At 61.5% G+C, this 22,477-nt stretch carries 23 protein-coding genes; 11 read left to right on the top strand and 12 right to left on the bottom strand.

Annotated features, from left to right (window positions below):
* Positions 1–48: 48 nt before the first annotated feature.
* The 7 genes from AB4N92_RS08775 to exaC all read right to left on the bottom strand — a co-directional run bounded on the left by AB4N92_RS08775 (position 49) and on the right by exaC (position 7,772).
* A complete protein-coding gene (locus tag AB4N92_RS08775) occupies positions 49–864 on the bottom strand; it encodes a M90 family metallopeptidase (RefSeq protein ID WP_021492978.1) in 816 nt (271 codons plus the stop codon).
* A 6-nt stretch (positions 865–870) separates the two neighbouring features.
* Positions 871–1,527: a DedA family protein gene (locus AB4N92_RS08770; protein ID WP_010206817.1), complete on the bottom strand. Its 657-nt coding sequence runs from the start codon at positions 1,525–1,527 to the stop codon at positions 871–873.
* 305 nt (positions 1,528–1,832) lie between these two features.
* Positions 1,833–2,291, bottom strand: coding sequence for a GNAT family N-acetyltransferase (locus AB4N92_RS08765; protein ID WP_021492977.1), 459 nt, complete (start codon positions 2,289–2,291; stop codon positions 1,833–1,835).
* Positions 2,292–2,383: 92 nt separating this feature from the next.
* Positions 2,384–3,217, bottom strand: a complete 834-nt coding sequence (gene eutC / locus AB4N92_RS08760) for an ethanolamine ammonia-lyase subunit EutC (protein ID WP_010206815.1) — start codon at positions 3,215–3,217, stop codon at positions 2,384–2,386.
* Positions 3,214–4,608 (bottom strand): ethanolamine ammonia-lyase subunit EutB, encoded by a 1,395-nt coding sequence (locus tag AB4N92_RS08755; protein ID WP_021492976.1) that lies wholly within the window; start codon positions 4,606–4,608, stop codon positions 3,214–3,216. The genes eutC and AB4N92_RS08755 overlap by 4 nt, the downstream gene beginning before the upstream one ends.
* Positions 4,609–4,660: 52 nt before the next feature.
* A complete protein-coding gene (gene eat, locus AB4N92_RS08750; protein ID WP_198831825.1) occupies positions 4,661–6,094 on the bottom strand; it encodes an ethanolamine permease in 1,434 nt (477 codons plus the stop codon).
* Between the two features lie 157 nt (positions 6,095–6,251).
* Positions 6,252–7,772 (bottom strand): acetaldehyde dehydrogenase ExaC, encoded by a 1,521-nt coding sequence (exaC, locus tag AB4N92_RS08745; RefSeq protein ID WP_010206811.1) that lies wholly within the window; start codon positions 7,770–7,772, stop codon positions 6,252–6,254.
* Between the two features lie 273 nt (positions 7,773–8,045).
* Between exaC and AB4N92_RS08740 the strand changes: the two genes are divergently transcribed.
* Genes AB4N92_RS08740 through AB4N92_RS08725 form a run of 4 tightly spaced genes read left to right on the top strand, consistent with a single transcriptional unit; the run spans position 8,046 to position 12,254 of the window.
* The gene (locus AB4N92_RS08740; protein ID WP_042570824.1) at positions 8,046–9,944 is read left to right on the top strand and encodes a sigma-54-dependent Fis family transcriptional regulator; all 1,899 of its coding nucleotides are present in this window, start codon (positions 8,046–8,048) and stop codon (positions 9,942–9,944) included.
* Between the two features lie 57 nt (positions 9,945–10,001).
* Positions 10,002–11,351, top strand: a complete 1,350-nt coding sequence (gene mpl, locus AB4N92_RS08735; protein ID WP_236266947.1) for a UDP-N-acetylmuramate:L-alanyl-gamma-D-glutamyl-meso-diaminopimelate ligase — start codon at positions 10,002–10,004, stop codon at positions 11,349–11,351.
* A complete protein-coding gene (gene ubiX / locus AB4N92_RS08730) occupies positions 11,348–11,977 on the top strand; it encodes a flavin prenyltransferase UbiX (RefSeq protein ID WP_010206807.1) in 630 nt (209 codons plus the stop codon). Before mpl ends, ubiX begins: the two co-directional genes overlap by 4 nt.
* Complete coding sequence (locus AB4N92_RS08725; protein WP_236266948.1) at positions 11,970–12,254, top strand: YceK/YidQ family lipoprotein; 285 nt, start codon at positions 11,970–11,972, stop codon at positions 12,252–12,254. The genes ubiX and AB4N92_RS08725 overlap by 8 nt, the downstream gene beginning before the upstream one ends.
* 138 nt (positions 12,255–12,392) lie before the next feature.
* On the opposite strand, the gene AB4N92_RS08720 is transcribed toward AB4N92_RS08725, so the two are convergent.
* The 3 genes from AB4N92_RS08720 to AB4N92_RS08710 all read right to left on the bottom strand — a co-directional run bounded on the left by AB4N92_RS08720 (position 12,393) and on the right by AB4N92_RS08710 (position 15,343).
* The gene (locus AB4N92_RS08720; RefSeq protein WP_010206805.1) at positions 12,393–13,034 is read right to left on the bottom strand and encodes an oxidoreductase; all 642 of its coding nucleotides are present in this window, start codon (positions 13,032–13,034) and stop codon (positions 12,393–12,395) included.
* 29 nt (positions 13,035–13,063) lie between these two features.
* Entirely contained in the window at positions 13,064–14,782 is a 1,719-nt protein-coding gene (locus AB4N92_RS08715; protein WP_047543341.1) for a C13 family peptidase, read from the bottom strand.
* 105 nt (positions 14,783–14,887) lie between these two features.
* Complete coding sequence (locus AB4N92_RS08710) at positions 14,888–15,343, bottom strand: MaoC family dehydratase (protein WP_236266949.1); 456 nt, start codon at positions 15,341–15,343, stop codon at positions 14,888–14,890.
* A 177-nt stretch (positions 15,344–15,520) separates the two neighbouring features.
* Here AB4N92_RS08710 and AB4N92_RS08705 point away from each other — a divergent pair, with 177 nt between their 5' ends.
* The 3 genes from AB4N92_RS08705 to AB4N92_RS08695 are packed head-to-tail and all read left to right on the top strand — an operon-like array spanning position 15,521 to position 17,199.
* Positions 15,521–15,874, top strand: a complete 354-nt coding sequence (locus AB4N92_RS08705; RefSeq protein ID WP_010206802.1) for a CidA/LrgA family protein — start codon at positions 15,521–15,523, stop codon at positions 15,872–15,874.
* Positions 15,871–16,587: an LrgB family protein gene (locus AB4N92_RS08700; RefSeq protein ID WP_236266950.1), complete on the top strand. Its 717-nt coding sequence runs from the start codon at positions 15,871–15,873 to the stop codon at positions 16,585–16,587. Before AB4N92_RS08705 ends, AB4N92_RS08700 begins: the two co-directional genes overlap by 4 nt.
* A 21-nt stretch (positions 16,588–16,608) precedes the next feature.
* Positions 16,609–17,199 (top strand): LON peptidase substrate-binding domain-containing protein, encoded by a 591-nt coding sequence (locus tag AB4N92_RS08695; protein ID WP_010206798.1) that lies wholly within the window; start codon positions 16,609–16,611, stop codon positions 17,197–17,199.
* Here the strand turns inward: AB4N92_RS08695 and AB4N92_RS08690 are convergent.
* Both AB4N92_RS08690 and AB4N92_RS08685 read right to left on the bottom strand, forming a co-directional pair.
* The gene (locus AB4N92_RS08690; RefSeq protein ID WP_010206797.1) at positions 17,196–18,512 is read right to left on the bottom strand and encodes a bifunctional DedA family/phosphatase PAP2 family protein; all 1,317 of its coding nucleotides are present in this window, start codon (positions 18,510–18,512) and stop codon (positions 17,196–17,198) included. The genes AB4N92_RS08695 and AB4N92_RS08690 overlap by 4 nt on opposite strands.
* Before the next feature lie 145 nt (positions 18,513–18,657).
* Complete coding sequence (locus AB4N92_RS08685) at positions 18,658–19,341, bottom strand: DNA-3-methyladenine glycosylase (protein ID WP_029529011.1); 684 nt, start codon at positions 19,339–19,341, stop codon at positions 18,658–18,660.
* Positions 19,342–19,515: 174 nt separating this feature from the next.
* Between AB4N92_RS08685 and AB4N92_RS08680 the strand changes: the two genes are divergently transcribed.
* From AB4N92_RS08680 to rlmH, 4 genes are all read left to right on the top strand, one after another.
* Complete coding sequence (locus AB4N92_RS08680; RefSeq protein WP_021492970.1) at positions 19,516–20,781, top strand: glutamate-5-semialdehyde dehydrogenase; 1,266 nt, start codon at positions 19,516–19,518, stop codon at positions 20,779–20,781.
* Positions 20,781–21,425 (top strand): nicotinate-nucleotide adenylyltransferase, encoded by a 645-nt coding sequence (gene nadD, locus AB4N92_RS08675; protein WP_010206794.1) that lies wholly within the window; start codon positions 20,781–20,783, stop codon positions 21,423–21,425. The genes AB4N92_RS08680 and nadD overlap by 1 nt, the downstream gene beginning before the upstream one ends.
* Before the next feature lie 69 nt (positions 21,426–21,494).
* Complete coding sequence (gene rsfS / locus AB4N92_RS08670; protein ID WP_010206793.1) at positions 21,495–21,989, top strand: ribosome silencing factor; 495 nt, start codon at positions 21,495–21,497, stop codon at positions 21,987–21,989.
* 9 nt (positions 21,990–21,998) lie between these two features.
* Positions 21,999–22,466 (top strand): 23S rRNA (pseudouridine(1915)-N(3))-methyltransferase RlmH, encoded by a 468-nt coding sequence (gene rlmH, locus AB4N92_RS08665; protein ID WP_003176297.1) that lies wholly within the window; start codon positions 21,999–22,001, stop codon positions 22,464–22,466.
* Positions 22,467–22,477 lie beyond the last annotated feature (11 nt).

Here is a 22,477-nt window from a genome sequence, read left to right as displayed (position 1 = left end):
ATTATAGGCACATTCTGACGCCGATGCCATGCGCCAGACGTCGTACGGTCATTCGTCCTGTGGCTGATAACGCGGGTCGCTGGCTTGCAGTTGGGTCAGGCGGGCCAAGGGATCCTGGCGATAAAAGCGGCTGAGTTGGGCGTACACCTGTGGATAACGGTTGACCAGCAAATCCGGAGCGCTGAAAAAATATTCGCTGGTGACGGCGAAAAATTCAGCCGGGTTTTCGGCGGCGTAGGGGTCGATCTCGGTGTCGGCGTCCGGGTTGGCGTCCAGTTGGCGATTGAGGTCGTCGTAGGCGCTCTGCATCACGCTGGCCCATTCCTGCACGCGCATGTCGTTGTGCAGTGGCGGCAGGCCGTTGGCGTCGCCGTTGAGCATGTCGAGTTTGTGCGCCAGTTCGTGGATGACCAGGTTGTAGCCTTCCCAGTTGCCACTGGCCAGCACCCCGGGCCAGGCGAGGATCACCGGCCCCTGTTGCCAGGCTTCGCCGCTGTGTTCGCCGTCCCATTCGTGTTCGATGCCACTGCTGTCGCGATGGCGCTGGGGGCTGACGAAGTCGTCGGGGTACAGCACGATTTCATGGAAGCCCTGGTACCAGTCGAGGTCGCCCAGGTTCATCAACGGCAATTGCGCCTGAGCGGCGAGCAGCAGGCGTTGTTCCTGGTGCAGCTCGACGCCGGGCAGGGCGGTCAGGTGCTTTTCGGCGAGGAACACCACGCAGGCTTCGCGCAGCCATTGGTCCTGCTCGGCGCTGATGCCGTCGAGGAAGGTCAAATGGTGGCGCACCCGCTGCCAGGTGTCATCGGCAATCGGGTGCTTGGCCAGCAAGCGCTGGCGACGCCAGGCGCTGAGCGACCACATCGGCGCTTACTGCGACTTGACTTCGGAGGACGCGCGGCCAAAACGGCTGCGGAACACGCCAATGATCATCGGCACCAGCGACAGCAGAATGATGAACACCACCAGCAGCGACAGGTTTTTCTTGATGAACGGCACGTTGCCGAAGAAGTAACCCAAGGTCACCAGGCCGCCGACCCACAGGATGGTGCCGAATACGCTGAAGCCGAAGAAGCGCGGATAAGGCATTTTGGCGATACCGGCCACGAACGGCGCGAAGGTGCGCAGGATCGGCAGGAAGCGCGCCAGGGTCACGGTCTTGCCGCCGTGCTTGTCGTAGAAGTCGTGGGTCTTCTGCAGGTAGTCGCGGCGGAAGATTTTCGAGTTCGGGTTGCTGAACAGGCGTTCTCCGGCTGTTCGCCCGATCACATAGTTGGTGCTGTCGCCCAGGATTGCCGCCAGCATCAACAGGCCGGCGAGTAACACCGGGTCCATGCCGCCGCCAGCCGCCACGGCGCCTGCGATGAACAGCAACGAATCACCCGGCAGGAATGGCATCACCACCAGGCCGGTTTCGCAAAAAATGACCAGAAACAGAATGGCGTAGATCCACGGACCGTAATTGGTTACCAGCAGGTCGAGGTAGACGTCGAGATGCAGGATAAGGTCGAGCGGGTTGAAATCCATGGATGGCACCTGTGTGGATGGCCCGGCTCAGCAGGCCTGTGCGGAAGCTCGGGTAATAAGGCTACAAGTGTATGCCGCAATTCTTACAACCCTGAAAGGTCCGCATTATACGGATTGAGGCGTGAAAAGCGTGTTGGTTTTGTAGCGGGGGATGTCGTGGGTGTTCCAGGCATACATCGATCAAAATGTGGGAGCGGGCTTGCTCGCGAATGCGGCGTATCAGCCGACTAATCCGGTGACTGCCCCGCCGCTTTCGCGAGCAAGCCCGCTCCCACAGGGGATTTGTGGCGTTTTGGCTATTGGGGTCAGTCTTCGTTGATTGGCAAGGTGTAGTTCTTGAACTCGGTGTCCTCGCGAAACCCGATCGACTCATAGGTCTTCTGCGCCACTTCATTGTCACTGCTGGTCGAGACCCGCAACCGTACCGCGTGGGTCTCCTTGGCCATTTTCTTCGCCGTGCGCATCAGGTTGTCCGCCACCAGTTGTCGGCGCGCGTCTTCAGCCACGTAGATGTCGTTGAGGATCCACACGCGCTTGAGTGATAGCGACGAAAAGCTCGGGTACAGCTGGCAAAAGCCCAGCAGTTTCTTGTCGTCATCATCCGCCAGGGCCAGGTAAATCACCGATTCCTTGCGGCGCAGGCGTTTTTCCAGAAAGGCCCGCGATGAATCCGGGAAGGGCAAGGCCCCGTAGAACTCGCGGTATTTGACGAACAACGGGGTCAGCAGGTCCAGGTGTTCCGGGGTCGCTTGAGTAATCCGCATGCCAGGCCTCAACTTCCAAATGGGGTATGACCACACAAGCGGCCGTGACTCGATGCTGCCTAATGGCGCGAAAAAGCGCAATCGTACCGCGATCAGTCATCCGGTGAACTGAGCAGGAAATTGCCTTTCATCAGGTCCGGATCATCGGATTCAATGGTCTGAACCTGCGCTTCGTCCTTGAGGTTGACCCCCGACAGCTGCCGACGACACGCTTCTCGCATCAAATACAGCAAGCGATGAGCCGCCATGCCATAGCTCAGGCCCTCCAGGCGTACATTCGAGATGCAATTGCGATAGGCGTCGGTGAGGCCGACCTTGGGGTTGTAGGTGAAATACAGCCCCAGACTGTCCGGTGAACTGAGCCCCGGCCGTTCGCCGATCAGGATCACCACCATCTTGGCGCCGAGCAATTGCCCGATTTCATCCGCCACCGCCACGCGGCCTTGTTCCACCAGGATGACCGGCGACAACGACCAGCCTTCGGCGTGGGTTTGTTCTTCCATGCGCGTCAGAAACGGCAAGGTGTGTTTATGCACGGCCAGCGCGGATAAACCATCGGCCACTACAACGGCCAAATCCACGCCGCCGGGGTTGGCCGACGCGTGGTCGCGCAGCGCTTGGGCGGATTCATCGCTCAAGCGCCGCCCCAAATCCGGGCGTTGCAGGTAGCTGTGGCGGTCTGCAGCGGCGCTGTGCAGCAGCAGGCTGTCACGCCCGCGTTCGGCCAGCTGACTGCTGAGGCCCGCATGGTCAAAGGGCAAATGCACCGCGTCCCGCGCCTGGGCGTGGGCAAACTGAAAATCCAGCTGCGCGTGGGTGGGAATGCTGGTGCCGGTTCGGCCCAGGGCAATGCGCGCCGGGGTCAGGCGGCGCAGTTCCAGCCAGGGGTTGTCAGGCAGGTCGAGTTGCACAGGCGGCTCCTTCATCCCAGTTGCGCCAGGGCTTGGCGAAACGCCGGTGGCAGGCTGTTGCCGAAGTGCACCTTGCCGTCGGCTTGCGTGAAGATGCCCATTTTTGCCAGCCACTGCTCAAACTCCGGCGCCGGTTTTAAACCCAATGTTTGCCGGGCGTAGAGCGCGTCGTGGAACGAGGTGGTCTGGTAGTTGAGCATAATGTCGTCGGAACCGGGGATGCCCATGATGAAATTGATCCCGGCCACGCCCAGCAGGGTCAGCAGGGTGTCCATGTCGTCCTGGTCGGCTTCGGCGTGGTTGGTGTAACAGATGTCGCACCCCATGGGCACGCCGAGTAGCTTGCCGCAGAAGTGGTCTTCCAGGCCGGCGCGGATGATCTGCTTGCCGTTGTACAGGTACTCCGGGCCGATAAATCCTACGACTGTATTTACCAGAAACGGTTTGAAATGTCGGGCTACCGCGTAGGCGCGCGTTTCGCAGGTTTGTTGGTCGACGCCAAAGTGCGCGTTGGCCGATAAGGCGCTGCCTTGACCTGTCTCGAAATACATCAAGTTCTGGCCCAAGGTGCCGCGATTGAGGCTCAACCCTGCTTCGTAACCTTCCTGCAGCACGCTCAGGCTGATGCCGAAACTGGCATTGGCCGCCTCGGTGCCGGCGATCGACTGGAACACCAGGTCCAGCGGTACGCCACGGTTGATCGCTTCGATGGAGGTGGTGACATGAGTGAGCACGCAGGCCTGGGTCGGGATTTCGTAGCGCTGGATGATCGCGTCGAGCATTTCCAGCATGGCGCAGATCGAGGCGATGCTATCGGTGGCCGGGTTGATGCCGATCATGGCGTCGCCGTTGCCGTACAGCAGACCATCCAGAATGCTCGCGGCGATGCCCGCCGGTTCGTCTGTAGGATGGTTGGGTTGCAGGCGGGTGGATAAACGCCCGCGCAGGCCCATGGTGCCGCGAAATTGCGTGACCACGCGGATCTTCTGCGCCACCAGTACCAGGTCCTGCACGCGCATGATTTTGGACACGGCGGCGGCCATCTCTGGCGTCAGACCTGGCGCCAAGGCGCGCAGGGAATGTTCGTCGGCCGCGTCGCTGAGCAGCCAGTCGCGCAGGCCGCCCACGGTCAGGTGGCTGACCGGTGCAAACGCCTGGGTGTCGTGGGTGTCGATGATCAGCCGGGTGACTTCATCACTTTCATAGGGGATCAACACTTCCTGCAGAAAGTGTTTCAGCGGGATATTCGCCAGCGCCATCTGCGCCGCCACCCGCTCACCGTCATTCTGTGCGGCGACGCCGGCCAGGAAGTCTCCGGAACGCGCGGGGCTGGCCTTGGCCATCACGTCCTTGAGGCTGTCGAAGCGGTAGGTTTGTGCACCCACCGCGTGGGAAAAGCTTGCCATACAGTGTCTCCTTGGCGGCGCGGGCAATTGCTCGCGCCGAGGTTTACGGCAGTTAGTGCAAGGCGGCCTCTGCGGCCTGGATCGCCGCGAATTCCTCTTCGGGCGTGCCTGCTACCAAGTGATGCCGGCTGTAGAAAGCAAAGTAAGCAATTAATACTCCATAGATGATCGCGGCGCCAATCACCACCCGTGGATCCACCAGAAAGCCCGCCACCACGGCCACGCAGGCCAGTACCAGCGCAACGCCTGAAGTGAAGATGCCACCCGGCGTGCGGTACGGACGGTCCATTTTGGGGCGACGGATGCGCAGGGTGATGTGCGCGGCCATCATCAGCACGTAGGAAATCGTCGCGCCGAACACCGCCACCAGAATCAGCAGGTCACCCTGGCCGGTCAGCGACAGGCCAAAACCGATGATGCCGGGGATCACCAGTGCCAGGACCGGCGCCTTGCTTTTGTTGGTCTGGGACAGTTTGCGCGGCAGGTAGCCGGCGCGTGACAGTGCGAAAATCTGCCGCGAATAGGCATAGATGATCGAGAAAAAGCTCGCGATCAGACCCGCCAGGCCGACTAGGTTGACGAAGCTGCCCATCCAGGTGGAACCGCCGTAGGACAACGCCAACGCTTCAACCAGCGGGTTGCCGGATTTGACCAGCGCGTAAGTGCCAGCGCCGCCCGGTGCAATAACGAGGATAAGCAGGGCAAAGCTGGTCAGCACCACGATGGCGCCAATCAAGCCGCGCGGCAGGTCGCGTTTCGGGTTTTTGGTTTCTTCGGCCGCCAGGGGCACACCTTCTACCGCGAGGAAAAACCAGATGGCATAGGGAATCGCCGCCCACACACCCACGTAGCCGAATGGCAGGAAGGTGCTGGCGCCCTTTGCCTCGGTCACTGGAATGTCCAGCAGGTTGGCGACATTGAAGTGCGGCACCATCGCCACCAGGAACACTCCCAGGGCAATCGCGGCCACGGCGGTGATCACAAACATCAACTTCAGCGCTTCACCGACACCAAAGATGTGGATGGCGATAAAGATGATGTAGAACGCCAGGTAGATCATCCAGCCGCCGATGCCAAACAGCGACTCGCAATACGCGCCGATAAACACCGCGATGGCGGCGGGGGCGATGGCGTATTCGATCAGGATCGCGGTGCCCGTTAGGAACCCGCCCCAAGGCCCGAATGCACTGCGGGCAAAGCCGTAGCCGCCACCGGCGGTAGGAATCATGGAAGACAGTTCGGCCAGGGAAAAGCACATGCATAGGTACATGGTGGCCATCAGCAATGTCGCGAGGAACATCCCGCCCCAGCCACCCTGGGCCAGGCCGAAGTTCCAGCCGGCGTAGTCGCCGGAGATGACGTAGGCAACGCCGAGGCCAACCAGCAGCACCCAGCCGGCGGCGCCTTTTTTCAGTTCGCGTTGCTGGAAGTATTGGGAGTCGACTTTTTCGAAGTCGACGGAGGATCCAGTAGGTTCGCTAGGCATTGGAAAGTACCTTCCATTCTTATTGTTTTTAACTCGGCCTCTGTGTGCCGAATGAGGTAGCAGCTACTTGCGAAGTTCAAATGTGGGAGCAGGCAAGCCAGCTCCCACACTTGATCTCATTTCAAGTTGAGAGCGGGTCGCCTGCTAGGAGGCAACGTTAGAAGAAGCCAAGTGGATTAATGTCGTAACTCACCAGCAAGTTCTTGGTCTGCTGGTAGTGATCCAACATCATCTTGTGCGTCTCACGCCCCACGCCGGACTTCTTGTAACCGCCGAATGCCGCATGCGCCGGGTACAGGTGGTAGCAGTTGGTCCACACGCGGCCCGCTTTGATCGCGCGGCCCATGCGGTAGGCGCGGTTGATGTCGCGAGTCCACACGCCGGCGCCCAGGCCGAACTCGGTGTCGTTGGCAATTGCCAGGGCTTCGGCTTCGTCCTTGAAGGTGGTGATGCTCACCACCGGGCCGAAGATTTCTTCCTGGAACACACGCATTTCGTTGGTGCCCTTGAGCAGGGTCGGCTGGATGTAATAACCCCCAGCCATATCACCGCTGAGCTGCTCTACTTTGCCGCCCGTCAGCAGTTGTGCGCCTTCGCCCTTGGCGATTTCCAGGTAGGACAGGATCTTGTCGAACTGTTGCTCGGACGCCTGGGCGCCGACCATGGTGTCGGTGTCCAGCGGGTCGCCGCGTTTGATCTGCTCGACTTTCTTCATGACCACTTTCATGAAGTCGTCGTAGATCGACTCTTCCACCAGCGCGCGGGAAGGGCAGGTGCACACTTCGCCCTGGTTGAAGAACGCCAGTACCAGGCCTTCAGCGGCCTTTTCAATAAAGGAAGGCTCGGCTTTCATAATGTCGGCAAAGAAGATGTTCGGCGACTTGCCGCCCAGTTCAACCGTCGACGGAATGATGTTTTCCGCAGCACATTTCATGATGTGCGAGCCCACTGGCGTGGAGCCGGTGAAGGCGATTTTAGCGATACGCTTGCTGGTGGCCAGCGCTTCGCCGGCCTCTTTGCCGTAGCCGTGCACCACGTTCAGGACGCCCGGCGGCAGCAGGTCGCCGATCAGTTCCATCAGCACGTTGATGCCCAGCGGGGTTTGCTCGGCGGGTTTGAGCACCACGCAGTTACCAGCGGCCAGGGCTGGGGCGAGTTTCCACGCGGCCATCAGCAGCGGGAAGTTCCACGGAATGATTTGGCCAACCACGCCCAGTGGCTCATGGAAGTGGTACGACGCGGTGTGCTCGTTGATCTCGGCGCTGGTGCCTTCCTGGGCGCGGATGCAGCCGGCGAAGTAACGGAAGTGGTCGGCGGCCAGCGGGATGTCAGCGTTGAGGGTTTCACGCACGGCTTTGCCGTTGTCCCAGGTTTCGGTGATGGCCAGCAGTTCGAGGTTCTGTTCAATGCGGTCGGCGATTTTCAGCAGGACCAGCGCGCGGTCCTGGGCCGAGGTCTTGCCCCAGGCGTCGGCGGCGGCATGGGCGGCGTCCAGAGCCTTGTCGATGTCTTTGGCCGTGGAGCGCGGGAATTCGGCGATTGCCTTGCCGTTGACCGGCGAGGTGTTGGTGAAATAGTTGCCATCGACCGGCGCAACGAACTCGCCACCGATGTAGTTGCCGTACTTGGCCTTGAACGAAACGATGGCGCCTTCAGTACCGGGGTGTGCGTAACGCATGGTGGGTATCTCCTGGCTTTTATGTTTATTGGGAGCGCAGCGCGACAAGCGCTTGATAAAGCGTAGAGCAAAGGTTGGGCCACCGTTTCGTGGACCAGCGAAATCAAGGGGTTGGACATTGTTGCAAGGCGTGGCTGTGGCAGGGTCGATACGGGCGATGTGACAGTTTGTGCCACAAACGGTACAGCCTGTGACCAGTGGGTCGGCCTGGGATTGCATTGCCTGGTTCGCTGGGGGATGCTGGGGGTTCTCACGCAGGGAGAGTAATAAGAAATGCACAACGATCATTTCAGCCGCCATGCCCAGCAAGTCCTCACCGTGGCGCATGGCCGCGACCCGTCCAGCGATCCGTCCATCGCCCGCTCCTGGCTGCGTTGCCTGGAGGACTATCACCTCGACCCTGCGCAAACCATTGCACCCACTGTGCTCGAACACGGTCGCTTGCTGGAAAGCCGCGAGCGCCTGCAGCAAGTGCTGCACATTGCCGGCAGCGAGATGAACAGCCTGCATCAGCAGCTCTCCGGTGCGGGGCATGCTGTGTTGCTGACCGATGCGCGCGGCGTGATCCTCAACTGTGTCACCGCGCCGTCCGAGCGCAAGATCTTCGAGCGCGCCGGGTTGTGGCTGGGTGCCGATTGGAGCGAGGCCTGCGAAGGCACCAACGGCATCGGCACCTGCCTGGTGGAGCGCCAATCCCTGACCATTCATCGTGACGAACACTTCCGGGGCCGGCACACCGGGCTGACCTGCTCGGCGAGCCCGGTGTTCGATCCGCAGGGTGATCTGCTGGCCGTGCTGGATGTGTCCTCCGCACGGGAGGCCGTGTCGCGCCAGAGCCAGTTCCACACCATGGCGTTGGTGAACCTGTCGGCGAAGATGATCGAGAGTTGCTACTTCCTGCGTCACTTTGAACACCACTGGTTGCTGCGTTTTCACTTGCAGGCGGAGTCGGTGGGGTTGTTCAGTGAAGGGTTGCTGGCATTCGACGGAGACGGGCGCATCTGTGCGGTCAACCAGAGCGCGCTGAACCTGTTGGGCCAGGTGCGTGGCGGTTTGTTGGGGCACCCGGTGGAAGCGTTTTTTGATTGCTCACTGGATCAACTGCTTGGCCGCGCCAGCGCCAATGCCACGGCCAGTTGGCCGCTGCGGACCCGTGATGGGCGACAGTTATTTGCCGCGCTGCGTGGCCAAGTGCGCAGCGCATCGACACCTTTCGTCCAGCCTGAGCCCGCTCCGTTGCCCGGTATTTGCCTGGGCGATCCGACGCTGCAACAGGACTTTCGCAAGGCGCTGCGGGTATTCGAGCGTGATGTGCCGCTGTTGATCAATGGCGAAACCGGCTCCGGCAAAGAGGCCTTCGCCAAGGCGGTGCACCTGGCGAGCCAGCGTGCCAACAAGGCGTTCGTCGCACTCAATTGCGCCGCCATCCCGGAAAGCCTGATCGAAAGCGAACTGTTCGGCTATCGCGGCGGCAGCTTCACCGGTGCGCGCAAAGAGGGCATGCAAGGCAAATTGCAGCAAGCCGATGGCGGCACCCTGTTCCTCGATGAAATCGGTGATATGCCCCTGGCGCTGCAAACCCGCCTGTTAAGGGTTCTGGAAGATCGGCTGGTGGTGCCGCTCGGCGGTGAGCCCCAGGCGGTGAACGTACGAATTATCAGCGCGACTCACCGGAATTTGCTGGAGCGTGTGCAGGACGGTAGCTTTCGCGAGGACCTGTATTACCGGCTCAATGGCCTGGAAGTCGGTTTGCCGCCTTTGCGCGAGCGCAGTGATAAAGCCCAGTTGCTGGATTTCCTGCTGACCCAGGAGGCCAATGGTGAGCCGGTTGCCCTCGACCCGTCGGCGCGGGGAGCGTTGTTGGCGTTTGCCTGGCCGGGGAACGTCCGCCAGCTGCGCACGGTGCTGCGCACCTTGGTGGCGCTGTGTGATGAGGGGCGTGTTGGCCTGGAAGATTTGCCTGCGCAGATTCGTCAGGTCAGGCCCGTGGCAGTCGCGCAGACCAAACCGCTGGAGTCGCCGCTGGAAGACGCCGAGCGCCTGGCGTTGCTCACGGCGTTGCAGCAGCAGCGCTGGCACATGACGCACACGGCGGAGCAACTGGGCGTCAGCCGCAACACGCTGTATAGAAAGCTGCGCCGGCATGGCATCGCGCGTCACGCCCTCAGCTAAAGGGTGCGATTTTCGCCCCCCTGCGCTAACCTGCCTCGATGTTTTACGAGGTCGACTATGCACATTCATATTCTCGGTATTTGCGGCACATTCATGGGCTCGATGGCAGTACTGGCCAAAGAGCTGGGCCATCACGTGACAGGCTCCGACGCCAACGTCTATCCGCCCATGAGCACGCAACTCGAGGCCCAGGGTATCGAGTTGACCCAAGGTTACGACCCGTCGCAATTCGACCCGGTCCCGGACCTGGTGGTGATCGGCAATGCCATGTCCCGTGGCAACCCGGCAGTCGAATATGTACTCAATAAAGGCTTGCCTTATGTGTCCGGCCCGCAATGGCTGGCCGACCATGTGTTGCAAGGCCGTTGGGTACTCGCGGTCGCTGGCACCCACGGCAAAACCACCACCAGCAGCATGCTCGCCTGGGTGCTGGAGCATGCAGGCATGAGCCCGGGCTTCCTGATCGGTGGTGTGCCGCAGAATTTCTCGGTGTCGGCGCGCCTGGGCGATACGCCGTTCTTCGTGATCGAGGCGGATGAATACGACAGCGCCTTCTTCGACAAGCGCTCCAAATTCGTTCACTACCGCCCGCGCACGGCAATCCTGAACAACCTGGAGTTCGACCACGCCGACATCTTCCCCGATCTGGCGGCCATCGAGCGTCAGTTCCATCACCTGGTGCGCACCATTCCGAGCGAAGGCCTGGTGATCCACCCGACCACCGAGCCGGCCTTGCAGCGTGTGATCGAGATGGGCTGCTGGACCCCGGTGCAAACCACCGGCGCGGGCGGGCAGTGGCAGGTCAAGCTGCTCAGCGACGACGGTTCCACATTTGAAGTGCTGTTCGAAGGCCAGACCCAAGGCATCGTCGAGTGGGACATGACCGGCCAGCACAACGTCGCCAATGCCTTGGTCACTCTGGCGGCTGCGCGGCACGTGGGCGTGGTGCCTTCCATGGGCATTGCCGCGTTGAGCGCGTTCAAAAGCGTGAAGCGCCGTATGGAAAAAGTCGCCCACGTGAATGGGGTTACCATCTACGACGACTTTGCCCACCACCCGACGGCAATTGCTACTACGTTGGATGGCCTGCGCAAACGTGTCGGCGATGCGCCGATCATTGCGATTGTCGAGCCGCGCTCCAATTCCATGAAGCTCGGTGCCCACCGGGATGGCCTGCCGGAAAGCGTCAACGACGCCGACCAGGTGGTCTGGTACGCACCGGCCAACCTCGGCTGGGATCTGCCGGCGATTGCAGCCCTGTGCACCGTGCCTTCCCTCGTCTGCGACTCCATCGAAGGCATCATCGAACACGTCAAGCGCCTGGCCAAACCGGGCACCCATGTCGTGGTCATGAGCAACGGCGGCTTTGGCGGCCTGCACGGCAAATTGGCTGAGGCGCTGAAATGAGTGGCCCGGAACGCGTTACCCTGGCGATGACCGGCGCTTCTGGTGCGCCTTATGGTTTACGCCTGCTGGATTGCCTGGTACGCGAAGAGCGCGAGGTGCACTTCCTGATCTCCAAGGCCGCGCAGTTGGTGATGGCCACCGAGACCGACGTGGCGCTGCCGCCCAAGGTGCAGATGATGCAGGCCTTCCTCACCGAATACACCGGTGCGGCGGCGGGGCAGATCAAGGTCTACGGTAAAGAGGATTGGATGTCGCCCGTGGCTTCCGGCTCCGGCGCGCCGGCGGCGATGGTGGTGGTGCCATGTTCCACCGGGACCTTGTCGGCGATTGCCACCGGTGCCTGCAACAACCTGATCGAGCGCGCGGCGGATGTGACCTTGAAGGAGCGTCGCCAGTTGATCCTGGTGCCCCGTGAAGCGCCGTATTCGAGCATTCACCTGGAACACATGCTCAAGCTGTCGAACATGGGCGTCACCATTTTGCCGGCCTCGCCGGGCTTCTATCACCAGCCGCAGACCATCGATGACCTGGTGGACTTTGTGGTGGCGCGCATCCTCAACCTGCTGAACATCCCTCAGGACATGCTGCCGCGTTGGGGTGAGCACCATTTGAGCAGTGATGAGTAAGGCGCTGCTGATCCTGCTGGCGCTGCAACTGGCCGGCTGCGCCACCGCGCGCACACTGGATGCGGCAAAACCTGGCGCGCCGGTGGTGTATGCCGGTACGCGCCTGGACCTGTATGCGATGAAGGGTGGATGCTGCGCCAAGGACAGGTTTGGTGCCGAGGCGCCGAGCTACCCTGGGGTGGATCTGCCGGCCAGTGCGTTGCTCGATACGCTGTTGTTGCCGCTGTCGGTGTTGACGGTTCTTGGGGTTAGCTTCAACGCTACCGGTGGTCTCTAACCCTGTCTGGAAGGCGGCACAAAACCCATGTGGGAGCGCGAATGCGGTGGATCAGTCATATTACTCGTCGACTGACACACTGCCTTCGCGAGCAAGCCCGCTCCCACATTTGAATCTCTGCCGGATAGTTAAATCGGATTACTTGCCCAGCTTGCGCAACTCATCCGACTCCACCACCCGCACCCCATCCTGTTCTTCCAGCGCCAGGCGCCACATGGCCCGGGCCAGTTCACACACTTCGATACCACGGTATTTGCCTGGAATCAGTCGTGATAACGGGCCGGCCAACTGTTCGGTCAGGCGCGGCTCCAGCCGTTCCCCCAACAGCAACGACGGCCGCACGATGGTCAGTTGAGGCCAGTCCTGGGCTTTCAGCGCCTCTTCCATTTCCCCTTTGACGCGGTTGTAGAAGACCGACGATTTCGGGTCGGCGCCAATGGCGCTGATCACGACCAAGTGCCGTGCGCCCATTTCCCGCGCGCGTTTGGCGAAGGCCACCACCATGTCCAGATCGACGGCGCGAAAAGCCGCTTCGGAGCCCGCCTGTTTGAGGGTGGTGCCCAGGCAGCAGAAGGCCAGATCCACCCGGCCACTCAGCTGCGGCAGGAACACCGCCGGGTCGCCCACCGGGTTTTCCAGGTGCGGGTGTTCCGCCAATGGCTTGCGGCTGGGTGCGAGCACGCGGGTCACGGTGGGTTCGTTGAGCAGGCGATCGAGCAGGTGTTCGCCGGTAAGGCCGGAGGCTCCGGCGAGCAAGATATGCTGAGGCGTCAGGTACATGGTGTTTCCCCCTTGTTACACGTTACAGCTTAGTTGCCTTTGGCTTCCTTGCTATTCATTGAGACGCTTTCGAGCGCCTTTCGTGCCTGCTGTTTGCGTAATAATTGCCAATGGGCGATCACACCCTTGGGGGCCCAGATCTGCGGCTCGGAGGCTTCGAAGTTGTCCGCCTGTTCGCGTTCGGCCACATGCAGTTGTGCCAGCTTGAAGGCTTGCTGCAAGTCGTCGGTCTGGTTGAAGGCTTGGGCGAAGAGGGCGTCGCCGAAGTAGGTGAAGTCGGCTTCCTCGGAGCAACCGAAAGACACGCGATCGGCGCGGGACGCGGTCATGATCAGGGTGCGATCGTCCTTTAGCGCCGGTATGAAGCCACCGGAGTAGCAGGCGGAAATCACCACGATCTTGTCGCGGCTCTTCAGCGGTGCCAGCACGGCGGCGAGCTCATCGGCGGGCAGGTCGGCCAGCTCCATACGCGGTTGGTCCAGCACCAGTTCGTGTTCGTGGGTACCGTGGCTGGTCATGTAGATAAACACCAGGTCTTCCGGCCCGGTGCGGTCGGCCAGGGTTTGCACGGCGCGGCGCAGGCTTTCGCGCGTGGCCAGCGGGCGGTCGGCGATGTGGTCGCGGTGGTTGACCAGGCGAATCTGCCCGCGTGCACCAAAACGGGTGGCGAGCATGTTGCTGACGTAATCGGCTTCGCGCAGGAACACGCTTTGTTTACCGTCGCCGGCCACGGCCAGGGTGTACAGCTCGACGGCCGGGGTCGAGGCGGGCACGGCGGCGAGGGCTGCGTTGAGCAAACCACCTTGGGCCAGTATGCCGATCTCCAACGGGTCGGGCAGCAGTTTGCCATCGGCGTCACGCACGCGCATGCCATTGACCCACGTGCCGGCCTGCACGGTGCCGTCGGTGAGGACCAGGGTGCCTTTGCCTTGATAGCTGTCGCTGTCGAACCCGCCGATATAGAAGCTGCCGTCGGTGAGGTTCAGGCGGCCTTCACCGCTGAAGCGCCAATCGCTGAACTGGCCGACATAGTGGCTGCCGTCGACACCGATCAACTCGCCCTTGCCGCTGAGCGCGCCTTCCTTGAACTGGCCGATCCACACGTCGCCGTCGGCGTTCTCGTAGCGGCCCTTGCCATTGAGCTGGTTCTGCTTGAATTGGCCGACATAAATGTCGCCATCGGCGCTGTTGAAAGTGCCGTTGCCTTCCAGTTGACCATCGACGAAATGGCCGCTGAACTGGTTGCCGCTGTCGTCGTTGCGCTGGCCTTCGCCATTCGGTTTGCCGTGGGCGAACTGGCCCTGGTATTGGCTGCCGTCCGCCAGCTCCAGGCGACCGAGGCCGGAATACTGGTCGTCCTTGAATTCGCCGCGATAGGTCATCTGCCCCTCTTTGAGGGTGCCTTCGCCGTTGCGTCGACCGTTCTTGAAGCCGCCCACATAGTGGCTGCCCGCCGTGGTCAGGCTGCCCTGGCCGTCGAACAGCCCCTGCTGGAACTGGCCTTTATAGACTTCGCCATTGCTGCCATGCCACTCGCCCTGGCCGTGCCACTGGCCTTTGTCGAACTGGCCGGCATACCAGCTGCCGTTGGGGTAGTCCACGCGGCCCTGACCTTGCAGCAAACCATCGACCACATCGCCCCGGTAGCGGCCGCCGTCGGGCAGGCGCGCATCGGGCGGCAACAGCGATTCGCCGTCTCCGCAAGCGGTGAGCAACAGGGCAAGGGCGAGGGGAGCGAGTGGGCGCATAGCGGGATCCGGATAATTGAGCGCCGAGTATGCCGCAGCTGCGAGTTTCATACATAAATTTACATACGCTGTGGTGAGGTTTATGTCCCCACCACAGGCACGGACTTACACGAAGTAGAGGGACAGCGACTCAGCAATGTAAGCTGGTTTTTCCTGGCCTTCGATTTCCAGGGTGGCGGTGGCCTTGAGCAGCCATTGGCCTGGTTTTTTCTCGGTGACGTCATTGAGCGTCACGTTCAGGCGCACCTTGGAGTTGACCTTCACCGGCTGGATGAAGCGCACGCTGTCCAAGCCATAGTTGACGGCCATCTTCAGGCCCTCGGGCACGATCAGCAGGTCCTCCATCAGTTTGGGCATCAGCGACAGCGACAGAAAACCGTGAGCGATGGTGCTGCCGAACGGGGTTTGCGCGGCCTTGAGCGGGTCGACGTGGATGAACTGATGATCGCCAGTGGCCTCGGCGAACAGGTTGATACGCGCCTGGTCGATGGTGAGCCATTCGGAACGTCCCAGTTCCTTGCCGACATAATCTTTGAGCTGCGCTACGGGTACATAGGGCATTGCGTCTCTCCTTGGTTCATCACGCTGTGTACAACGTCTGGTTTTTTATGGATTACAGAGAACCAATGTAGATCATCATGGCCGATAGGCTCGGTCAACCCACCATGCTTTTGGCGAATGCCGGTGCATAGGGCGGGCGTGCTTATAATGCGGGCGAGTATTGAGGGGGAAGAACGGATGCTGTTACGTGGCCTGACCTGGCTGGTGCTGTTTCAACTGATCGGCACGGCGATTAATCATTTGCTGTTGCCGGTACTGCCGGGGCCGATCATCGGGCTGCTGTTGATGCTGGGTTTTCTGATCTGGAAGGGCGATGTCGGCGAGCCCTTGAGCCTGGCGGCCAGCAGCCTGTTGCGTTACTTGCCGTTGCTGCTGGTGCCACCGGCGGTGGGGGTGATGGTGTATGCCAAGGATATTGCCGCTGATTTCTGGGCCATTGTCGGTGCGCTGGTGCTGTCGCTGGTGATCGCCATGGGCTTCGTGGGCGTGCTGATGCAGCAGATGGTCAAGCGCAAGGAGAAGGATCAATGATCTTCGACTGGCAGGGCGCGTGGACAGCGGTGATTCATCACCCGTTGTTCGGCATTGGCATCACCCTCGGCGCTTATCAGTTGGTACTGGCAGGGTTCGAGAAAACCCGTTGGATCTTCCTGCAGCCGGTGCTGGTGTCCATGTTGCTGGTGATCGGCGTGCTGATCAGTTGTGGCCTGAGCTACGCCGAGTACCGCAAGAGCACCGAGATCATGGGCATCCTGCTGGGTCCGGCGACCGTGGCCCTGGCGGTGCCGCTTTACTTGAACCTGCGGCGCATTCGCCAATTGTTCTGGCCGATTTTTACTACGCTGGTGATAGGCGGTGTGCTCGCCACCGGCCTGTGTTTGCTGCTGGGCTGGTGGTTTGGCGCCGAGCACAGGATGTTGATGACCATGGCGCCCAAGTCGGTGACTTCACCGATCGCCATGCTGGTGGCCGAGCAGATCGGCGGCGTGGCGGCTTTGGCGGCGGTATTTGTGCTGATCACCGGGGTGATCGGTGCGATGATCGGCCCGGCGTATTTGTCTCGCCTGGGGGTGCACAGCCCCGAGGCGCGCGGCATGGCGCTGGGCATGACTGCTCATGCCGTCGGCACCTCGGTGGCCCTGCAGGAAAGCGAAGAATGCGGCGCTTTTGCAGCGCTGGCGATGAGTCTGATGGGCGTGGCCACGGCGGTGTTCCTGCCGCTGGCTGTGTCGGTGATCGTTTAAACCGGGTTTAAGGAAACCTTTATGAGTCTGGCGCTGTTCCCGCTCAATACCGTGCTGTTCCCTGGCTGCACCCTCGACCTGCAACTGTTCGAGGCGCGCTACCTGGACATGGTCGCCCGCTGCATGAAAAAGGGCGAAAGCTTCGGTGTGGTGTGCATTCTCGACGGCCAGGAGGTGGGCACGGCGCCGGACGGCTACGCGCTGATCGGCTGTGAAGCGCTGATCCGCGACTTCAAGCAACAGGACAACGGCCTGCTGGGGATTCGCGTCGAAGGCGGGCGCAGGTTTCGCGTACGGGATGCCGGTGTGCAGAAAGACCAACTGCTGGTGGCCGACGTGCAGTGGCTCGAAGAACTGCCGGACCAGCCGTTGGAAGAAGAAGATGCCGACCTGCTGGCGCTGCTCCAGGCATTGGCCGAGCACCCCATGGTGGCGTCGTTGGACATGGACGCCCACGCCGACGGCCAGCAAGCCTTGGGCAATCAGTTGGCGTATCTGCTGCCGTTCACCGAGGCCGACAAGATCGACCTGCTGCAACTCGATGACCCGCAGCAACGCCTGGATGCAATCCAGATGCTGCTCGACGAGTTGCAGGGCGAACTGTTCACTTAATAGGCATAGCGCAGCAGGGCGTGGGGCGTGCCAGTGAGTGCGATGAAGCTGAGCACCGCGACCAACGCCGGCAGCAACAGCCACCAGGTTTTTTGCGACATGGCCGGCAGCGGGCTTCGATACTGGCTGATGCCCAGGCTGAACGCACACACCGTCATCGCCAGCAGCGTGCCGGCCAGGATGTCCGTGGGCCAGTGGGCGCCGAGGTAGACGCGCGATAGCGCAATGAAAGCGGCGGGAATGCAGCCCAACAACATCCAGGTCAGGCGCAACCGCACGGGTTGTCCGCGACCGGCCAGGATCGCCAGCGCCAGGAAAAACGCGAACGCGCCCGACGCGTGGCCGCTGGGCATGCTGAAGCTGGTCAGCGGGTCGGTGAGGATTTCCGGGCGGCCACGGGCGAAAAACAGCTTGGTCCCGGTGTTGATCACCGCAGCCCCGGCCAGCGTTGCGCCAACGAACACTGCGTGGCGCCATTGCCGCGCCAATAGCAGCAGGCCGGTGAACACCGCGCTGGCAACGAACATCTTCTTGAACTCACCCAGTTGGGTGATACGCACCATCACTTCGTCCAGCCAGGGGCTGCGGTGTTCCTGCACCAGGGCGCTCAGGCCGTGGTCGAAGTTGTCCAGCGAGTGGTAGCCAATAAACAGCGCGATCAATAGCACCAGGCTGGCACACCCAATCCATAACGTGGCGCGCCGATGGCCGCGCAGGCTGCTGTTCAGGCTCAGTCCAATCAACGCCGCCAGGCAACCCGCAACCACTGCCGCCTCGGGCCAGAACCCTTCGGGCAAGGGCAGGCGGAACGCAGCGCCGGTCGCCCAGCCGGGCAGCAGGTAAGCCACCGTCCAACCCGCTGCTGCCACAATGCTCACCATGGCGAAACGCGGGAATGGCATGTCGCACATACCGGCCACCATCGGCAGCATAGGGCGCAATGGGCCGATGAAGCGTCCGACCAGCAGGCTGGCAATGCCGTACTTGTGGAAGTAAGTTTCGGCGCCGTTCATCCATTCGGGATGATGGCGCAGGCCGGGCAGACGCCGGATGTTCTGATGGAAATGTCGTCCGAGGAAGTAGGACACCCCGTCACCCAGCAAGCCGCCGAGGAAACCCAGCAGCAGGGTTTCGCTCAAGGACAGCGCGCCGCTACCGGCCAGCGCCGCAATGGCAAACAACAATACCGTGCCCGGCACGATAAGCCCGGCGATGGCCAGGCATTCCACGCAGGCGACGATAAACACCGCGACCGCCAGCCATTCGGGGTTCAGTGTTAACCAGCCGGTAATGCTATCGAGCCATTGGCTCATACAGTCCTCTCCATTTGTGCGGCCATTTCCTCTCGAACTCATAGCCGGCCACACCGCCGGCCAACTGTGGGAGTGGGCTTGCTCCCACATTGGATCTGCGGTGTGGCAGGTATCGATTTCCAGCAGGGACAGCGGTCATTACTTATCAAATCAAAAAATAATCGCGGTCTTCGACCTGGCCCCGGCGCAGCGGGTTCCGCGTGCAATAAGGCGCGTAGCCCGCATCGACGAAGCGGTACATCAGGTGTTCATCACGCCCGCTGGGGATGCCCAGGCGCGTGGTCTGGATGATCTGGATCGGGGTCTGGCCCACGTCTTCAACATAGAGCTGTTCCTGATCGAAACGCTTGGCGTCCCACATCGGCACCTTCAACCCCAGGGCTTTGCACAGCAGGGTCTGACCGGCGCAGAGTTTTTGCAAGGTGCGTGGGCTGCCATCGGCATTCGGGTTGTTCAGCAGCATCTGCGCCAGGCTCGCCGGGCCGGATAACTCATCGACCCATGGATAGGCTGATTTGATCAATACGGCATTGCCCGGCCCATGGGCGCTGAAGTTCAGGGAGTCGCCGCCACGGGCGTAGTACATGTAGATATGGCCACCGTCCAGAAACAAAGCCTTACGCTTTTCTGTGTAGCCCAATGAGGCGTGGCTGCCTTTTTCGGCCACGTAATAGGCTTCGGTTTCAATAATTCGCGCAGAAAGCCAGGTTTCGCCGACGCGATGGCGGATGACTTTTCCGAGCAATGCTTGCGCAAGAATTTGCGCGTCACGGTCGAAGAAGCTGTCGGGCAGGGCGCTGGCGGGGAGTTGGGGCGATGAACTGGGCATGGCGGTCAGGGTAAATACGGCTAAATGTGACGGAATCATAACAACTCCCACCTTAATTACCGCTGAACCCCAGGTTTTTACAGTTCATTTCGACCATCCGCCCCTCACCGCTGTCAGTCGGGCGGCGTCACAGCTATAATCTGCCGCTTTCCTCCCTGCCAAGACTCCCTGACTATGACTGAGTCCGTTCTTGACTACATGACCCGCCTGGGTCGCGCTGCCCGTCAGGCCTCGCGGCTGATCGCCCGTGCGAGCACTGCGCAGAAGAACCGTGCCCTGCTGGCCGCCGCCGACGCTCTGGATGCCTCGCGCTCCGAGCTGACCGCCGCCAACGAGCAAGACCTGGCCAACGGCCGCGCCAATGGCTTGGAACCGGCCCTGCTGGACCGCCTGGCGCTGACCCCGGCACGTATCGACGACATGATCGAAGGCCTGCGTCAGGTGGCCAAGCTGCCTGACCCCATCGGTGAAATCCGTGACATGCGTTACCTGCCATCCGGCATTCAGGTCGGCAAGATGCGCGTGCCGCTGGGCGTGATCGGCATCATTTATGAGTCGCGTCCGAACGTGACCATCGACGCCGCGAGCCTGTGCCTCAAATCCGGCAACGCCACTATCCTGCGTGGCGGTTCCGAGGCGATCAATTCCAACCGTGCCATCGCCGCGTGCATCCAGCAGGGCCTGGCCGTGGCCGAGTTGCCTGCCGAAGTGGTGCAAGTGGTGGAAACCACCGACCGCGCCGCCGTAGGCGCGCTGATCACCATGCCCGAATTCGTCGACGTGATCGTGCCGCGTGGTGGCAAGAGCCTGATCGAACGTGTCAGCCGTGATGCAAAAGTGCCCGTCATCAAGCACCTGGACGGCGTGTGCCATGTGTACATCGACATCGCCGCCGACATCGACAAGGCGATCCGCATCGCCGACAACGCCAAGACCCACCGCTATGCCCCTTGCAACACCATGGAGACGCTGCTGGTGCACGTCGGCATTGCCGATCGCGTGCTGCCGCCGCTGGCTGCCATCTACCGCGACAAGGGCGTGGAACTGCGGGGCTGCGGGCGTACCCGTGCGCTGCTGGGCGCGGACGTGATCGAAGCGACCGAGCTTGACTGGTACACCGAATACACCGCGCCGATCCTGTCGATCAAGATTGTCGACGACCTCGACGAGGCCATCGAACACATCAACACCTACGGCTCCAAGCACACCGACGCGATTGTTTCCGAGCATTTCAGCGATGCCCGGCGTTTCCTCACCGAAGTGGACTCCGCTTCGGTGATGATCAACGCCTCGACGCGTTTTGCCGACGGCTTCGAGTACGGCCTGGGGGCGGAGATCGGTATTTCCACCGACAAACTCCACGCCCGCGGCCCGGTTGGCCTGGAAGGCCTGACCAGTGAGAAGTACGTGGTGTTCGGCGATGGTCATGTGCGCACTTGATGGGTAAACGCATCGGGCTGCTCGGCGGTACCTTCGACCCCGTGCACATCGGCCATTTGCGCAGTGCCCTGGAAGTCGCGGATGCCCTCGCGCTGGACGAGCTGCGCATGATGCCCAACGCTCGGCCGCCCCATCGCGATACGCCGCAAGTGTCGCCACAGCAGCGCCTGGAAATGGTGCGCCTGGCGGTGGACGGCATAACGCCGCTGGTGGTGGACGACCGCGAGCTCAAGCGCGATAAACCGTCCTACACTGTGGACACCCTGGAACTGATACGCGCCGAGTTGGCCGTGGATGACCAGTTGTTTCTGCTTTTGGGCTGGGACGCATTTTGCGGCCTGCCCTCTTGGCATCGCTGGGAGGAACTCCTCCAGCATTGCCACATCCTGGTTTTGCAACGCCCGGATGCCGACAGCGAACCGCCGGATGCCTTGCGCAACCTGCTGGCCGCGCGGTCGGTAAGTGACCCCTTGGCCCTGACCGGGCCGAACGGGAATATTGCATTCGTCTGGCAGACCCCGCTTGCGGTGTCCGCCACCCAGATCCGTCAACTGCTGGCCAGCGGGAAGTCGGTACGTTTCCTGGTGCCTGACGCGGTCCTGGCCTACATCGATGCGCACGGGCTTTACCGTGCGTCGAACTGAAAAGGCGCGCTCGAACCTACGCACAGTCGTAGAGCGGGCGCCCGAACATACGAGCAAAACGAGTTTTATATGACGAACAAAGACGTAAGCAAAGTTAAGCGCAAAGGCACCTTCAAAAGCGCTCCGCTGCCAGTAGAAGCCCACACCGGCCCTGAGCTGGCTGGCGAAGAACTGGTAAAAGTCGCCGTGGCGGCCCTTGAAGACGTCAAGGCCCAGGACATCCAGGTACTGGACGTGCGCGACAAGCAGAGCATCACCGACTACATGATCATCGCCACCGGTACCTCGAACCGCCAGATCGGCGCGATGCTCGACAAGGTCCGCGAAGCCGTCAAAGCCCAAGGCGTGAAGCCGCTGGGTGAAGAAGGCAAGGGCGACAGTGACTGGGTGCTGCTGGACATGGACGACGTGATCGTTCACATGATGACCTCCAACGCCCGTCAGTTCTACGACCTGGAGCGTCTGTGGAAAGGCGCCGAGCAGAGCCGTGCCGCCGATGGCAAGCACCACAGCCCGGAAGTGGGTCACGCGCACTTCGACAAGCTGAACAAAGACCAGGAATAAGGAACGGCTGTGCGCCTGCGTCTGATTGCTGTCGGTTCACGCATGCCCAAGTGGGTGGAAGAAGGCTGGCATGAGTATGCCAAGCGTCTGCCCGCTGAGCTGTCGCTGGAATTGGTCGAGATACCGCTCAATACCCGGGGCAAGAATGCCGACGTGGCGCGCTTCATCCGTCAGGAAGGCGAAGCCATGTTGGCCAAGGTCGGCCCCAATGAGCGCATCGTCACCCTCGAAGTCCACGGCAAACCCTGGAGCACCGAGCAGTTGGCGGTGGAACTGGATCGCTGGCGCCTGGATTCGCGTACGGTCAACTTCATGGTCGGCGGCCCCGAAGGGCTGGCGCCGGAAGTCTGTGCGCGGGCGGATCAGCGTTGGTCGCTGTCGGCGCTGACGCTGCCGCATCCGTTGGTACGGATTCTGATCGGTGAACAGCTGTATCGCGCCTGGACAGTTCTGTCCGGGCACCCTTACCACAAATAATCTGCGCCCCT

The organism is Pseudomonas sp. S3_A09 (assembly GCF_054668065.1).
The sequence above is the reverse complement of the archived record's forward strand: the minus strand, read 5'-3'. Positions and strand labels throughout refer to the sequence as shown.

Coding starts and splice junctions, on each gene's coding strand:
- AB4N92_RS08775 (WP_021492978.1), bottom strand. CDS start 864: ATGTGGTCGCTCAGCGCCTGGCGTCGCCAGCGCTTGCTGGCCAAGCAC.
- AB4N92_RS08770 (WP_010206817.1), bottom strand. CDS start 1,527: ATGGATTTCAACCCGCTCGACCTTATCCTGCATCTCGACGTCTACCTC.
- AB4N92_RS08765 (WP_021492977.1), bottom strand. CDS start 2,291: ATGCGGATTACTCAAGCGACCCCGGAACACCTGGACCTGCTGACCCCG.
- eutC (WP_010206815.1), bottom strand. CDS start 3,217: ATGAAGGAGCCGCCTGTGCAACTCGACCTGCCTGACAACCCCTGGCTG.
- AB4N92_RS08755 (WP_021492976.1), bottom strand. CDS start 4,608: ATGGCAAGCTTTTCCCACGCGGTGGGTGCACAAACCTACCGCTTCGAC.
- eat (WP_198831825.1), bottom strand. CDS start 6,094: ATGCCTAGCGAACCTACTGGATCCTCCGTCGACTTCGAAAAAGTCGAC.
- exaC (WP_010206811.1), bottom strand. CDS start 7,772: ATGCGTTACGCACACCCCGGTACTGAAGGCGCCATCGTTTCGTTCAAG.
- AB4N92_RS08740 (WP_042570824.1), top strand. CDS start 8,046: ATGCACAACGATCATTTCAGCCGCCATGCCCAGCAAGTCCTCACCGTG.
- mpl (WP_236266947.1), top strand. CDS start 10,002: ATGCACATTCATATTCTCGGTATTTGCGGCACATTCATGGGCTCGATG.
- ubiX (WP_010206807.1), top strand. CDS start 11,348: ATGAGTGGCCCGGAACGCGTTACCCTGGCGATGACCGGCGCTTCTGGT.
- AB4N92_RS08725 (WP_236266948.1), top strand. CDS start 11,970: ATGAGTAAGGCGCTGCTGATCCTGCTGGCGCTGCAACTGGCCGGCTGC.
- AB4N92_RS08720 (WP_010206805.1), bottom strand. CDS start 13,034: ATGTACCTGACGCCTCAGCATATCTTGCTCGCCGGAGCCTCCGGCCTT.
- AB4N92_RS08715 (WP_047543341.1), bottom strand. CDS start 14,782: ATGCGCCCACTCGCTCCCCTCGCCCTTGCCCTGTTGCTCACCGCTTGC.
- AB4N92_RS08710 (WP_236266949.1), bottom strand. CDS start 15,343: ATGCCCTATGTACCCGTAGCGCAGCTCAAAGATTATGTCGGCAAGGAA.
- AB4N92_RS08705 (WP_010206802.1), top strand. CDS start 15,521: ATGCTGTTACGTGGCCTGACCTGGCTGGTGCTGTTTCAACTGATCGGC.
- AB4N92_RS08700 (WP_236266950.1), top strand. CDS start 15,871: ATGATCTTCGACTGGCAGGGCGCGTGGACAGCGGTGATTCATCACCCG.
- AB4N92_RS08695 (WP_010206798.1), top strand. CDS start 16,609: ATGAGTCTGGCGCTGTTCCCGCTCAATACCGTGCTGTTCCCTGGCTGC.
- AB4N92_RS08690 (WP_010206797.1), bottom strand. CDS start 18,512: ATGAGCCAATGGCTCGATAGCATTACCGGCTGGTTAACACTGAACCCC.
- AB4N92_RS08685 (WP_029529011.1), bottom strand. CDS start 19,341: ATGCCCAGTTCATCGCCCCAACTCCCCGCCAGCGCCCTGCCCGACAGC.
- AB4N92_RS08680 (WP_021492970.1), top strand. CDS start 19,516: ATGACTGAGTCCGTTCTTGACTACATGACCCGCCTGGGTCGCGCTGCC.
- nadD (WP_010206794.1), top strand. CDS start 20,781: ATGGGTAAACGCATCGGGCTGCTCGGCGGTACCTTCGACCCCGTGCAC.
- rsfS (WP_010206793.1), top strand. CDS start 21,495: ATGACGAACAAAGACGTAAGCAAAGTTAAGCGCAAAGGCACCTTCAAA.